At 43.0% G+C, this 13,671-nt stretch carries 13 protein-coding genes; 10 read left to right on the top strand and 3 right to left on the bottom strand.

The window, feature by feature from the left end:
* Genes amaP through EFB00_RS05425 form a run of 6 tightly spaced genes read left to right on the top strand, consistent with a single transcriptional unit; the run spans position 1 to position 3,024 of the window.
* On the top strand, positions 1-558 hold the full coding sequence (gene amaP / locus EFB00_RS05450; RefSeq protein WP_122645868.1) for an alkaline shock response membrane anchor protein AmaP: 558 nt from the start codon (positions 1-3) through the stop codon (positions 556-558).
* A 14-nt stretch (positions 559-572) separates the two neighbouring features.
* Entirely contained in the window at positions 573-758 is a 186-nt protein-coding gene (locus EFB00_RS05445; RefSeq protein WP_122645867.1) for a DUF2273 domain-containing protein, read from the top strand.
* A 16-nt stretch (positions 759-774) separates the two neighbouring features.
* Complete coding sequence (locus EFB00_RS05440) at positions 775-1,311, top strand: Asp23/Gls24 family envelope stress response protein (protein WP_122645866.1); 537 nt, start codon at positions 775-777, stop codon at positions 1,309-1,311.
* A gap of 57 nt (positions 1,312-1,368) precedes the next feature.
* Complete coding sequence (locus tag EFB00_RS05435) at positions 1,369-1,614, top strand: GlsB/YeaQ/YmgE family stress response membrane protein (RefSeq protein ID WP_122645865.1); 246 nt, start codon at positions 1,369-1,371, stop codon at positions 1,612-1,614.
* A gap of 40 nt (positions 1,615-1,654) precedes the next feature.
* On the top strand, positions 1,655-2,152 hold the full coding sequence (locus EFB00_RS05430; RefSeq protein ID WP_122645864.1) for an isochorismatase family protein: 498 nt from the start codon (positions 1,655-1,657) through the stop codon (positions 2,150-2,152).
* Between the two features lie 32 nt (positions 2,153-2,184).
* Positions 2,185-3,024: a manganese catalase gene (locus tag EFB00_RS05425; RefSeq protein ID WP_122645863.1), complete on the top strand. Its 840-nt coding sequence runs from the start codon at positions 2,185-2,187 to the stop codon at positions 3,022-3,024.
* 119 nt (positions 3,025-3,143) lie between these two features.
* On the opposite strand, the gene EFB00_RS05420 is transcribed toward EFB00_RS05425, so the two are convergent.
* A complete protein-coding gene (locus EFB00_RS05420; protein WP_122645862.1) occupies positions 3,144-4,946 on the bottom strand; it encodes a M3 family oligoendopeptidase in 1,803 nt (600 codons plus the stop codon).
* 300 nt (positions 4,947-5,246) lie between these two features.
* Here EFB00_RS05420 and EFB00_RS05415 point away from each other — a divergent pair, with 300 nt between their 5' ends.
* Both EFB00_RS05415 and EFB00_RS05410 read left to right on the top strand, forming a co-directional pair.
* Positions 5,247-5,744, top strand: a complete 498-nt coding sequence (locus EFB00_RS05415; protein WP_122645861.1) for a VanZ family protein — start codon at positions 5,247-5,249, stop codon at positions 5,742-5,744.
* 80 nt (positions 5,745-5,824) lie between these two features.
* Positions 5,825-6,550, top strand: a complete 726-nt coding sequence (locus EFB00_RS05410; protein ID WP_122645860.1) for a YebC/PmpR family DNA-binding transcriptional regulator — start codon at positions 5,825-5,827, stop codon at positions 6,548-6,550.
* A gap of 95 nt (positions 6,551-6,645) precedes the next feature.
* Here the strand turns inward: EFB00_RS05410 and EFB00_RS05405 are convergent, their stop codons facing one another.
* Both EFB00_RS05405 and EFB00_RS05400 read right to left on the bottom strand, forming a co-directional pair.
* Entirely contained in the window at positions 6,646-8,046 is a 1,401-nt protein-coding gene (locus EFB00_RS05405) for a L,D-transpeptidase family protein (protein WP_122645859.1), read from the bottom strand.
* Between the two features lie 212 nt (positions 8,047-8,258).
* Positions 8,259-9,254, bottom strand: a complete 996-nt coding sequence (locus tag EFB00_RS05400) for an L-lactate dehydrogenase (RefSeq protein ID WP_122645858.1) — start codon at positions 9,252-9,254, stop codon at positions 8,259-8,261.
* A 320-nt stretch (positions 9,255-9,574) separates the two neighbouring features.
* On the opposite strand from EFB00_RS05400, the gene pth reads away from it, so the two are divergent.
* Positions 9,575-10,135, top strand: coding sequence for an aminoacyl-tRNA hydrolase (gene pth / locus EFB00_RS05395; RefSeq protein WP_122645857.1), 561 nt, complete (start codon positions 9,575-9,577; stop codon positions 10,133-10,135).
* Between the two features lie 12 nt (positions 10,136-10,147).
* Positions 10,148-13,666 (top strand): transcription-repair coupling factor, encoded by a 3,519-nt coding sequence (gene mfd, locus EFB00_RS05390; protein WP_122645856.1) that lies wholly within the window; start codon positions 10,148-10,150, stop codon positions 13,664-13,666.
* Positions 13,667-13,671: the final 5 nt, after the last annotated feature.

Genomic DNA, 13,671 nt, shown 5'->3' with positions numbered 1-13,671 from the left:
ATGAATCGATTGATGAAAACATTGCTTATTATTTGTTCTCTTATTCTGATAGTACTTTTTGGTGCGTTGGCGGTACTGTTCTGGCCTTGGTCAGATCCTGCTTCTCCGCTGCCTGCTGTCAGACGCTTTTTATATGATCCGAATATCCAGCAAACTATTTTCTGGATCTCGGCATTTTTACTGCTTGCTGCTTTGATAGCGATTATTGTGATCGCGGTATTTCCCAAACAAACAGGAACGTTTACTCTGAAGGAGAAACGTGGGAAATTATCTATCCACAAAAAAGCGATCGAAGGGTTTGTTCGGGAGTCTCTCCGGGAAAAAGAATTTGTTGGTACACCGAAAATATTGGTCCGTTCGTCAAACAATCAGATCAATGTCAAAGTCAGAGGCGAACTCAAACGTACATCTTCACTGATCGGAAAAACCGAACAGTGGGCGGCAAGTGTCCAAGAACAGCTGCAGCAGTTGCTTGGTGAAAAGAACCGGGTCAAAGTCAATGTAGATTTTGAGTATTGGGAAAAATCTGCTGAAAAAAGTCCGGCACGGGTAGTATAAAGGAGGCGGTTCATATGCAGGAATGGCTAAACAGATACAAAGTACCCCTTATTTTTGGGCTGTTAGGCTTTATCTTAGCTGTATTATTGGTAACGATCGGATTTTTCAAAACCCTTTTAATAATTATATTAACAGGGTTGGGTATGGTGATCGGACAATATATCGATAACAATGATCTATTAAAAAAGTATTTTAACTAACTAAGGAGGAACAAACATGGATAACCAATCATGGAATACAACAAACGCAAATGAAGGAAAAAATGTCCGAGGAGAATTGACTTACGATGACAAAGTGATCCAAAAAATCGTAGGAATCGCCTTGGAAGAAATCGACGGTCTGTTGACAGTTGACGGCGGCTTCTTCTCCAATATGAAAGACAAATTGGTGAACAGTGATGATGTGACTTCCGGTATCAATACTGAAGTCGGGAAAAAACAAGTAGCTGTCGATATGGATATCGTAGCAGAATACGGCAAAGATGTAGAAGCGATCTTTGAACAAATCAAAGAAGTCGTTACACGTGAAGTCAAAGCCATGACTCACTTGGACGTGATCGAAGTCAATGTCAATGTGTCAGATATCAAGACTCGTGCAGAATATGAAGCTGACAGCGAAACCGTCCAAGATAAAGTGACGAGCGCTGCAGAAACAACTGGCGATTTTGCTTCTAGACAAACAAATCGTGCGAAACGCGCAATGAATAAAGGCAAAAACAGAATCGAAGAAGATAGAAAACCGCGCGTGGAATAAGCGTGTGGAATAATTGAAACAAACAAGTAAAACAATATTACGAAAAGAGGAATAAATATGGGTTTAATTTGGTCATTAATTGTAGGCGGAGTAATCGGAGCGATCGCAGGTGCGATCACTAAAAAAGGTTCTTCTATGGGTATCATTGCAAATGTAATCGCTGGGTTGGTAGGATCAGCCATCGGTCAAAGTCTATTAGGACACTGGGGACCGACCGTTGCGGGAATGGCAGTCATTCCTTCGATCATCGGTGCGGTGATCTTAGTTGCGATCGTTTCATTCTTTTTCGGCAGAAATCAATAATAAATTATCCAGACCGGTTTGATAAAAAGGAGATAGCATTATGTTGGTAGTAATCGATATGCAAAATCATATTCTTGATCCTGACAGCGAATCTTATATCCCGGGTTGCGAAGCGTTGATCCCCAATATAAAAAAGCGCATCACAAAAGCCAGAACCAATAATGAGATCATTCTTTACACAAGAGACATTCCGGTGGAGATGAAAGATACGCCGAAGGAAGAAGCAGAGGAGCTGCAAATCATTTCTGACATCGCTCCGCAAGCTGATGAGATCGTCGTAAAAAAATATTATTTCACGATTCCGCCAGACAAACTTCTAGAGATCTGCAAGTCTGTGGAAGATGACTTCAAACAAAGCGAAAAGCTGGAAGTTATCGGTGTTGAAACAAGTTTATGTGTGCTTTCCAATGCGTTGGCGTTGCAAAGTGCTTTTCCGGAAGCGGATATCTTTATCGATCCGAATTTAGTCTGCGGACGCAAGCATAATGATTGTGCGCTGGCTCTTTTCAAACAATTTAATATCGAAGTCTTGAATTAGGTTTTATTATATTATTTTATAGGAGGAGCATTATGTTTAGACATCAAAAAGAATTGCAGTTTGAGGCAAAACCAGAACGGACCAATCCCCTGATCGCGAAATATCTTCAAGAATTGATTGGTGGTCAATATGGTGAAATGAGTGTGGCTATGCAGTATCTTTTCCAAGGCTGGAGCTGCCGCGGTGAAGAGAAATACAAAGACATGCTGATGGACATCGCAACAGAAGAATTGGGTCATGTGGAAATGTTGGCGACAATGGTTGCTAGACTGTTGGAAGATGCACCGGTAGAAGATCAAGAAGCAGCAATGAAAAAAGATCCGACGATCGGTGCCATCATCTCAGGTATGAATCCGCAACATGCCATCGTTGCCGGCTTAGGACCTCGTCCGGCTGACAGCGTAGGAAATCCTTGGAATGGCGGCTATATCGTAGCCAGCGGAAATCTATTGGCAGATTTTCGTGCCAATCTGAATGCGGAATCGCAAGGACGTCTGCAGGTTGCTCGTATCTATGAAATGATCGATGACCGAGGTGTTAAAGATCTGTTATCTGTTTTATTGGCACGCGACAGCTATCATCAAAACTTATGGGCTTGTGCGGTCAAAGAATTGGAAGAAAAAGAAGGGACTATTTTAGTACCAAGTACCTTCCCGCGGGACAATGAACGCTTTGATATCGCTTATGATTTTTACAATTTTTCAGAAGGCGAGCAAAGTAAAGAAGGTTCATGGGCGCAAGGCAAAGCCTTAGACGGTCAAGGGGAATATCAATGGTTGAAAGAACCTAAGATCGAAGGAAAAGCGCCAAAACTTGATCCAGTGACCCCGAAAATGTACGGCACACCGCCAATGCCGAAAAAAGAAAAATAAAAAATAAGATGATGGGACTGTGACTTGAGTCAAAAGCAAAAAATACCCGAATCTATCCGCTTTTGCGACAGATAGATTCAGGTATGATCTGCTGGACTTTAGGCACAGTCCTTTTTATTCTATTTTACATATTCTTCTGTCAAATCCATAAAGGTTTGGACATCTTTCAAGACCATATCGATCCCTGCTTGCCAGAAGTCTGGTTTAGTCAAGTCGACTTGCAGATGTTTTTCCGCCAATTCTTCTGTCGTCATGGACGCGGTATCCCGCAGCAATGCGATATAGTCATCTTCAAAGCTGGTTCCTTGTTTTGAAGCGTAGGCGTAGATCCCCATACTGAACAAGTAGCCGAATGTATAAGGGAAGTTGTAAAACGGCACATCATCAATAAAGAAGTGCAATTTCGCAGCCCAGAAATGTGGATGGTAACTAGCCAATCCATCTTGGTAGCTTTCTTTTTGAGCGGCAGTCATCATTTCGGTGATCTCTTCTGTGGAGACTAATCCTTTTTGACGTGCTTGATAGAAATTGTTTTCAAAGATATAACGAGCGTGGATATTCATGAACATCGCGATCGCGTTTTGCATCTTGGTATCCAGCAGGTTGATCTTTTCTTCTTTTGTTGTAGCTTCTTTTAAGGTAGCGTCGGCCACGATCAATTCCGCAAAGGTGCTGGCGGTTTCGGCAACGTTCATTGCATAATCCCGATTTAATGCCGGCAGATCCCACATTACGCCGCTGTGGAAGGCATGACCCAATTCATGAGCTAATGTTGCCACTTCGTTGACTGAATTAGAATAAGTCATAAAGATCCGTGATTCTTGGGTTTCCGGCAGTTCGGTACAGTAGCCGCCAGGACGTTTGCCAGGACGGTCTTCGGCTTCGATCCAGCTTTTTTCAAAGGCTTTTTTCGCGAAAGTCGCCATTTTCGGACTGAATTTATGGAAGTTTTCCAAGATAAATTCTGCCGCTTCATCAAAGGTGAAAGTCCGTTCTTCCATATCTCCTAAAATGATCGGTGCGTCTTGATCCTGCCAAGCCATTTTTTTATTTCCGAACAGTTGTGCTTTGCGGGTCAAATAGTCTACGATAGGTTGTTTGTTTTTTTGAATCGTTTCCCACATCACATCAAGGGTTTCTTTTTTCAAACGATTGTATTCCAATGGTTTTTTCAAGTAATCTTCGACACCGTGCAATTTGTAAGTCGCCAAGCGGAAGCCGTCTAAGTGGTTCAAGGTATCGCTGAAAAGTTCCGCTTTTTCGCCCCAGACTTTTTCCCATGTGTCAAACAACTGTTGACGGACAGCTTTGTCAGGATCTCCCATCATTTTATTGAAGGCTTGACCGGCAGAAAGAGTGACCTTAGTACCATCTGCTTGAGTGAATGGGATCTCGATGGTCGCTACAAGCGTATCATAGTGCTGACTCCAAGCTTCTAATCCATCCAAGGAAAGTGTGTTGATGATGTTTTCTTCGGCTTCTGATAATTGTTCTTTTCCTTCGCGGCGGATTTCTGCTAAACGAAACGCGATAGGCTGCAAGGAAGCTGTTTTCAGCAATGTTTGCCAATCATCATCAGAAATTTCTGTCAATTTTTTTGCTAAAATCGTCGCGGTCAACTGGAAACCAGGACGCAATTCGGATAATTGCCCCATCAGCAGTTTCGCTTTGGTATCATTGACATCTGCTGAAAGCAGTGCGTTGATGAAGGAACCGCATTGTGAAAAACCGTTAGTGATGGTTTCTTGGCGGTGGAAGATAGCTGACAGTGCATCCGCATCAGCCGTTGTTTGGAACGCATCAACTTGATGGTGGAATTCCGCTAATTCTTCTTTTAATTTTTCTAAACGTTGTTGCAGTTGCGGCGAATTGCTGCCGCCTGGAAAAATGGAATCAAGATCCCAATTTAGTGCATACTTCATAAAACAATCCCCTTTCGATTCTTATCTTTTTTAGTATAGCACAATTAAAAGTAGATGGAGGCAAAGAAATCTGCCGCTGTTTCGTTGGGAAAAATAGCAAGGCTGGGTTCTTTTCCAATTTAAAAGAATCAAAATCCGATCTATGCCCCGCAATATTTTTATTTGCTGACTTTTACGATGATCACTGACAACGATAAAGCAACGTAAATGGGTAATGCGGCAGCTTATTTTGATCAGTAAAATGATTTTTTCAAAAAATACGAAACATGGTAAGATAGAGCAAGAGAAGGAGCGAAGCACATGCGTATTTGGAAAAATCCTAATTTTTATTTGATCGTCGGTCTGTTAGTGATGGCGGTCTTGTTTTACAGTTCATACCAAACCTACGAGCAGCAGTCTCAGATCGGATTGTTGGAAAATGTTTTAAAAGGGGAGCCCTTTAAAGATAAATTGATGAATGTTCGATTTATGTACGCTGGCAGTGAAGTCAGCATCCAAGCAAAAGGCTATTTTTCTTTTGTGGAATTTTTTATCCGCAAAGCCGCCCACTTTATGACGTATTTTCTTTTAGGCGGTACATTTTGTTTGGCATTGTTTTATAAGCTGAAAAACATTTGGTGGAGCGCCTTTTTCGCATTATTAGCGGCTGCGGGATATGCAGGCATGGATGAATTCCATCAGATGCTGACTGGCGGTCGTACGCCGTTGTTTCAAGATGTGATGCTGGATGCCGCCGGTGCTTTGACGGCTATCTTGCTGGTCATAGTAGTGACAAGTATCAAAAAAGCCCGCCGATGAATATTGAGCGAGCTTAACTTCATTCATTGAAAAATCTCGGAGAAGTTATACAATAGAGACAGAATCAAGGAGGAATTTATATGTCAGGACATTCTAAATGGAACAATATCCAAGGTCGAAAAAACGCTCAAGATGCTAAACGAGGAAAGATCTTCCAAAAGCTTTCTCGGGAGATCTATATGGCGGCGAAAGCCGGTGGTCCTGACCCGTCAATGAATCCGTCATTGCGCTTAGTAGTAGACAAAGCCAAAGCAGCCAATATGCCTAATGACAATGTGGATCGCGCAATCAAAAAAGCGACAAGTTCCACAGAAAGCGCCAATTATGATGAAGTAACTTACGAAGGTTATGGCCCCGGCGGTGTCGCCATCTTGGTCCATGCCTTGACGGACAACCGCAATCGGACAGCTACCAATGTCCGGGTAGCTTTTACCCGTAACGGCGGCAATCTGGGAGAGACCGGTTCGGTAAATTATCTTTTTGATCGCAAAGGCTACATTGCTATCGAACGAGAAGGTCTGTCAGTCGATGAGGAGACGATGTTTGAGGATGTCTTAGAAGCCGGAGGAGAGGATCTGATCACTTCGCCGGAAGTCTTTGAGATCTATACAGCACCGGAAGATTTTACAGCGGTTAGAGATCAACTGGAAAAAGATGGATTTGTTTTAGCGCAAGCTGAATTGACGATGGTACCGCAAAACACGGTTCCTTTGACGGAAGAACAAAAAGCTCAATTGGAACAATTGGTGGAAAAATTAGAAGACGACGATGACGTGTCGGAAGTCTTCACGTCAGCCGAGGACTAAAATTTTTCAAACGAATAAAGAAAAGATCCGAATGACAACTAATGTACGCTTATACAAACGTACCAGTTGTCATTCGGATCTTTTTAGTCAACCTGTTAGAAGATAATGACTGGAGTTTTTTCTGAAACCATTTTGTAAAGTTCAGACATCACTTTTGGCGGAGTATTGACACAACCGTGGGATCCTCGCGTCTTCCAAAGATCGCCGCCGTATGCCGGTTGCCAAGGTGAATCATGGATACCGACGCCTGTCCAATCAATAGGCAGCCAGTAATCAACTGGGCTTTCGTAATCAGAACCGTCATCATTTTGACCTGTCAATGTCGCGTCTCGCTGTTTGTCCCAAATATAGAACACGCCAGCCGGAGTTGGTGTCGAAGGTTTACCGGTAACGACATCTGTTTCAAGAGCGACTTTACCGTCTTTGTAATACCACATATGCTGATTTTTCAAATCAACTTCGATATACGTATCGCCGATCAGAGGCTGATCAGCAGAAGTGCTTCCTTGTACGATCGGTGAACGGGTAAAGTTTTCGCCAGTAAGGATCGCTTGTGCCAAGGCTTCCGTTTCCGCATCTGTTTGGATCGTCCAGCTCCAAGTACCAGCCGGCACATCTACTTCGCCGCGTTTAGTACTTTGGAATTTTGAAGAAACTTTGCTGGTGTTGTATTGTTTTCCTAAATCAGCGACATAGTCACGTACTTTTTCATTATCAAGATTTGCTTTATCATCTTTATAGACTAGCCAATCCATGATTGTTTCTGTTGGAATCTGGAATGTTTCGCCATTGATAGAATAGTTCGCTTGTATTTGCGCGATTTTGTTAAGAGAAGACATCTCTTTGTTGAGATTCTCATCGTCTGAGGTCACTTTTGGTTTTTCAATGTAGTCTGCCAATTCTAAAGCGTCTTTTTGGGAAGTAACAGCAGTCTTTAATTCGGTGCTGACTTTTTCGGCGTCGATGGTATCCCCCTGGACTTCCGGGGTGATTTTGAAACCGTCTTTGTCTTTGGTTAATTTCGCGTCCTCTGTGGCAGTACGCGTCTTGTTCAGCTCACTGATCTCTGTATTCAATGCAGTCAGCTCTTGATCTAGTTTTTTCTCGTCGACTGCCACACCGTCCAGAGAGTCATTTTCAGCGGCGAAGACGTAAGCGACGCCCCATTTCCACTGGTTTTGGGAAGCAAGGATCTTTTGCAGCTCATCTGTGTAGTCTGTTTTCAATCCCAACTCGGTTTTCTTCATGGTTTTCCAAGGTTTGCCGTTGTCTGTGATGGAGAATTCCTGCTGATCGGCATTTCCTTTCAGCTTTTTATTTGCTTCAGCCACGGAAAGATTACTGATATTGATGTCATTGATCTTTGTATTAGGCAAAAAACGGTCGGCATAATGGTTTCCACGAATGGAATAGCCGGCAAATAAAGCGACAAATAGACCTAGAATTACCCAAAGGATGACTTTGGTATGAGATTTATGTCGAGATGATCGAGTCATGAGCTGTACTCCTTAAATTTTTTAATAGTTTTTATACAAAATTATGATAGCATACAAAATAACAAAAGCGAATATCATGCTCGAATCTAAAGATAAACTTAGAAAAAACTTTTAATTAATCGTTGCTTTTGTGAATGGATAAGCTGCAATCAAAAAAGAACCAAGGAACCTCAAATGAGGATCACTTGGTTCTTTTCTAAATCAAATAGTTTTTATTTACCAGCTTCTTCAGCTTCAAGTTGTTCGAAAGCTTGTGTCAAGATTTCTTTCAATTGAGAAGCGGAAGCGTTCATCCGATCTTGTTCAGAATCAGTCAATGGGATTTCAATGACTTGTTGGATACCTTGTGCGTTGATCACAGCTGGTGCCCCGATATAGATATCTTTTTGGTCATATTGGCCGTCTAAGTAAACAGACAATGGGAAGACCGCATTTTCATCATTTAAGATCGCGCGTGTAATACGTGCCAAGGCTGTAGCGATACCGTAGAATGTCGCACCTTTTTTCTCAATGATCTTATAAGCTGCGTCACGAACGCCAAAGAAGATGTTGACCATTTCTTCTTCATCAACGTCTGGATTGTTTTTGATCCATTCATAGATTTGCAATCCGGCAACGTTAGCATGAGACCAAACAGGGAATTCTGAGTCGCCGTGTTCACCCAAGATATACGCGTGAACGTTACGAGCATCAACGTTGACCAATTCAGCGATTTTTTGACGGAAACGTGCTGAGTCAAGGGATGTTCCTGAACCGATAACACGTTCTTTAGGGAATCCTGAGAATTTCCAAGTTGAGTAAGTCAAAATATCAACAGGGTTTGCTGCTACTAAGAAGATTCCGTTAAAACCAGAATCAACGATTTGAGTAACAACATCGCGGTTGATCTTCAAGTTTTTATGAACCAAATCCAAACGAGTTTCACCTGGTTTTTGAGGTGCACCCGCAGTGATCACTACTAAGTCTGCATCATGAGCATCAGCATAAGTTGCTGCATAGATTTTTTTAGGTGAAGTCCATGCAAGCGCGTCTGTTAGATCAAGCGCGTCTCCTTCTGTTTTAGCTACATTAATATCAACGATCCCAACTTCTTGAGCAATATTTTGAGTTACTAAAGCAAATGCATAACTAGAACCTACTGCGCCATCACCGACAAGGATTACTTTTTGGTGGTCTTTAAGATATTCTTTTTTTTCAACGTCTGTCATTGTTGTACCAATCCTTTCTCACATTTGTTCTATCCTACACAATCGTACCACTTCTGGTTGGCACTGTCACCCGATATGCTCTTGAATATAACAGTTTTTTAATCTGTTATATTGTGTAAAAGCTTACAATGTTAACCTGATGGGATTATCATTTTTTGCTTTTTTTAACTTTTCTCCAAGTTTAATAGAAATTTAGAATATTTTGAGTAACAGCAAGCTTTAGGACTATGTTATAATCTCTTAGAATTAGTAAAAAACGCAACTGGGTGGTAATTTTACCGTCCAGCCTTTTGTGTTTGCAGGGAAGAGTGATTAAAACAATGAAGATGATCGTTGGATTAGGAAATCCAGGGAGAAAATATGAGAATACACGACACAATGTTGGATTTATGGCTGTCGACCAGCTGGCTTCGGCGTATCAAACGAATTTTAAAGCTAATCCGTTTGAAGCAGAAGTAGCGGATTTTTTTGTTGCAGGAGAAAAAATTCTTCTTGTGAAGCCGCAAACGTTTATGAACGACTCCGGACGAGCTGTAGGCCCTTTGATGACGTATTATGGTATAGAAAAAGACGAGCTTCTGGTGATCTATGATGATTTGGATCTGGCTTTAGGTAAGATCCGTCTGCGGCAAAAAGGCAGCGCTGGAGGACATAACGGCATGAAGAGCATTATTTCCCACTTAGGAACAGACGCATTCAAACGGATCAAGATTGGGATCGATCGGCCGAAACCGGGGATGACAGTGGTAAATCATGTCCTGAATCCTTTTGCGAAAGAAGATCAGCCGGTGATTTTGGCAAGTATCGACAAAGCGGCAGATGCCTGCAAATTTTATTTAGAAAATCAAGATTTTATAGCAACGATGAATCGATTCAATTAAGGAGGAAACAAGATGAATTTGGTGGAAGCAGTCAGCCAAACGCCATTGATCAAAGAATGGCAGCAGCTGATCCAGCAACAGACGAAGCGGCAGTTGCTGACCGGTTTGTCCGGTTCGGCAAAAACACTGGCGATCGTCAGTACTTATCGTAAATTTCAAAAACAGATCATTCTTGTCACTCCCAATCTGTATTATGCCAATCAATTGACGGAAGATCTGCGGAATATCGAAGAAGATGTTTTCCTGTTTCCGGTAGATGAAGTTTTATCTGCTGAAATGGCATTTTCTTCACCAGAAGCCCGGGCAGAACGCATCGAAACACTGAATGCGGTCAGTCAGCATAAAAAAGGAATCTATGTCATACCGGTAGCTGGTTTGCGCAAACTGCTGCCTGATCCTGAGACTTGGCGGCAATATCAACTTACTTGGCAAATAGGCGACGAATTAGAACTAGAAGACCTTCCGCAAAAATTAGTATCAATGGGGTACGAGCGGCAATCCATGATCGGCAAACCCGGAGAGTTCAGTGTCCGGGGCAGTATTGTCGATGTCTATCCTATTACTTCTGAATATCCGATCCGTATAGAATTGTTCGATGTAGAGATCGATTCTATGCGTTATTTTGATGTGGAAACGCAGCGGTCAGTGGGAAATGCAGAAGAAGTGACCGTAACGCCTACGACCGAACTGGTTTTTTCTCCGGCGGATATGGAACATGGGCGCCAACGTCTGGAAGAAGCGTTGCAAAAACGCTTGGCTGTTACAAAAGAAGCGACAGACAAAGCATTTTTGCAGGATTATTTTGGTCAGCTCCTATCTTCTTGGCAAGAAGGCATACCGGGAGAAAATGCAAACTATTATGCGGATCTCTTGTTCCAAAAAGATCATACCATCGCCGATTATTTCTTGTCGGACAGTTTGTTGTTTGTTGATGACTATGCCCGGATCATGGATACGAACCGTGAGATCGAACGAGAAGAAGCAGAATGGCAGACTCAAAGGATCGAAGAGCTGCGAGTCTTTTCAGATCAGCATTTTGGCGTGGAAGTCTATCCATTTTTCAAAAAAGAACACTTTAACGCCAGCTTTTTTGCCTTGTTCCAAAAAGGGATGGGAAATCTGCGCTTCCAAGCGATCCATAACTTTCAATATCGTCCGATGCAGCAGTTTTTCAGTCAATTAGGATTATTGAAAGCCGAGATCGATCGGTGGGAAAAACAGCAGCAGACAGTAGTTTTCGTTGTTGCTGACGCTGAACGGGCGCAAAAAATGGAAAATGATTTTCGCGACCATGAGATCTATGCGGTCCAAACCGCTTCGGAAAAAATCATTTCCGGGCGGACCCAGATCATTCAAGGTGCGCTGCAAAGCGGCTTTGAATTGCCTCAAGACCGATTAGTAGTCGTTACGGAAAAAGAGATCTTCCAAAAGGTCAAGAAAAAACGAGCACGGCGCCAAACGATCTCTAATGCGGAACGGCTGAAAAGCTACAATGAATTGAAACCGGGAGATTTTGTCGTCCATGCCAATCACGGGATCGGGAAATTTATCGGGATGCAGACGCTAGAAGTCGATGGTGTTCACCAAGATTATCTGACGATCTTGTATCAAAACGAAGACAAATTGTTTATTCCTGTGACCCAGCTTAATCTGATCCAAAAATATGTTGCTTCGGAATCGAAAACTCCTAAGATCAATAAATTAGGCGGCAGCGAATGGAGCAAGACCAAGCGGAAAGTCTCCAGTAAGATCGAAGACATCGCGGATGACCTGATCTTGCTTTATGCCAAACGGGAATCGGAAAAAGGCTATGCCTTTGCGCCGGATGACGCCTATCAAAAAGAATTTGAAGATGCTTTTCCTTATACAGAAACAGACGATCAACTGCGAAGTACAGCGGAGATCAAGCATGATATGGAAAAAGCCAAGCCGATGGATCGTTTGCTAGTAGGAGATGTGGGCTTCGGTAAGACGGAAGTGGCTCTGCGGGCGGCATTCAAAGCAATCAAAGAAAGCAAACAAGTGGCTTTCTTAGTACCGACTACGATCTTGGCGCAACAGCACTATGAAACAATGATGGATCGTTTTGAAGGATTTCCTGTAAATATCGGTCTATTGAGCCGTTTTCGGACAAAGAAACAGCAAAATGAAACCATTGAACAATTACGTACGGGACAAGTGGATATCGTAGTAGGTACGCATCGCTTGCTTTCTCAAGATGTACAATTTGCGGATCTGGGATTGTTGGTGATCGACGAAGAGCAGCGTTTTGGCGTGAAACATAAAGAACGCTTGAAACAACTGCGCTCGCAAGTAGATGTACTGACGTTGACGGCAACACCGATTCCTCGAACATTGCACATGTCTATGCTGGGGGTACGGGATCTGTCGGTTATCGAAACACCGCCGGAAAATCGTTATCCTATCCAGACATACGTGATGGAGACCAATCCAGGAGCGATCCGGGAAGCGATCATGCGGGAAATGGCTCGTGGCGGTCAGGTATTCTATCTTTACAATCGTGTAGCTACCATCGAACAAAAAGTCGCAGAGATCCAAGCATTGGTTCCGGATGCGCGCATCGGTTTTGCTCATGGACAGATGACTGAGATCCAGCTGGAAAACACATTGTTTGATTTTATCGAAGGACAATACGATGTGCTGATCACTACAACGATCATTGAAACCGGGGTAGATATCCCCAACGCCAATACACTATTTGTTGAAAACGCCGATTACATGGGCTTATCGACTCTTTATCAACTGCGGGGGCGTGTCGGTCGTTCCAATCGTGTGGCGTATGCGTATTTCATGTACGAGCCGCAAAAGGTTTTGAACGAAGTCAGTGAAAAGCGCCTGCAAGCCATCAAAGATTTTACCGAATTGGGATCCGGCTTTAAGATCGCGATGCGGGATCTATCCATTCGCGGTGCCGGTAATCTATTAGGAGCCCAACAGCATGGCTTTATCGATGCAGTCGGTTTCGACATGTATTCGCAAATGCTGTCTGAAGCGGTGGCACGCAAACAAGGCAAGAATACCCAGACAGAAAAAACTTCTGTGGAGATCGATCTGGGGATCGATGCCTATCTGCCGGGATCATATATCGAAGACGAACGGCAAAAAATCGAAATCTACAAACGGATCCGCGAATTGGAAACAGAAGAGATGCTGGACGAGATCCAAGACGACTTGCTGGATCGCTTTGGTGAGTATCCAGACGAAGTGGCACATCTGCTGACAGTCGGCCAGATCAAAATGGATGGAGATCGGGCATTACTAGAATCCATCCGCAAGATCGATCAGAAGATCCGTTTTGTTTTAAGCAAGGTCGGGACGAAGACCTACTCTGTGGAACAAATATTTGAAGCATTGAGTGCAACAAAATTAAAAGCGGGGATGGGTGTCGAAAAAGAAAAGATGCAGATCACATTGACATTGCCGAAAAATATGTCGGAGATCGTTTGGCTGCAAGAAGTCCAAAACTTCGTCAAAGCGCTGCGGGCGGAGAAATATAAAACGAAAAAATAAGGAGG

The sequence above is a fragment of the Enterococcus mediterraneensis genome (genome assembly GCF_900604485.1).
Lineage (GTDB): Bacteria > Bacillota > Bacilli > Lactobacillales > Enterococcaceae > Enterococcus_C > Enterococcus_C mediterraneensis.
The sequence above is the reverse complement of the archived record's forward strand: the minus strand, read 5'-3'. Positions and strand labels throughout refer to the sequence as shown.

Coding starts and splice junctions, on each gene's coding strand:
- amaP (WP_122645868.1), top strand. CDS start 1: ATGAATCGATTGATGAAAACATTGCTTATTATTTGTTCTCTTATTCTG.
- EFB00_RS05445 (WP_122645867.1), top strand. CDS start 573: ATGCAGGAATGGCTAAACAGATACAAAGTACCCCTTATTTTTGGGCTG.
- EFB00_RS05440 (WP_122645866.1), top strand. CDS start 775: ATGGATAACCAATCATGGAATACAACAAACGCAAATGAAGGAAAAAAT.
- EFB00_RS05435 (WP_122645865.1), top strand. CDS start 1,369: ATGGGTTTAATTTGGTCATTAATTGTAGGCGGAGTAATCGGAGCGATC.
- EFB00_RS05430 (WP_122645864.1), top strand. CDS start 1,655: ATGTTGGTAGTAATCGATATGCAAAATCATATTCTTGATCCTGACAGC.
- EFB00_RS05425 (WP_122645863.1), top strand. CDS start 2,185: ATGTTTAGACATCAAAAAGAATTGCAGTTTGAGGCAAAACCAGAACGG.
- EFB00_RS05420 (WP_122645862.1), bottom strand. CDS start 4,946: ATGAAGTATGCACTAAATTGGGATCTTGATTCCATTTTTCCAGGCGGC.
- EFB00_RS05415 (WP_122645861.1), top strand. CDS start 5,247: ATGCGTATTTGGAAAAATCCTAATTTTTATTTGATCGTCGGTCTGTTA.
- EFB00_RS05410 (WP_122645860.1), top strand. CDS start 5,825: ATGTCAGGACATTCTAAATGGAACAATATCCAAGGTCGAAAAAACGCT.
- EFB00_RS05405 (WP_122645859.1), bottom strand. CDS start 8,046: ATGACTCGATCATCTCGACATAAATCTCATACCAAAGTCATCCTTTGG.
- EFB00_RS05400 (WP_122645858.1), bottom strand. CDS start 9,254: ATGACAGACGTTGAAAAAAAAGAATATCTTAAAGACCACCAAAAAGTA.
- pth (WP_122645857.1), top strand. CDS start 9,575: ATGAAGATGATCGTTGGATTAGGAAATCCAGGGAGAAAATATGAGAAT.
- mfd (WP_122645856.1), top strand. CDS start 10,148: ATGAATTTGGTGGAAGCAGTCAGCCAAACGCCATTGATCAAAGAATGG.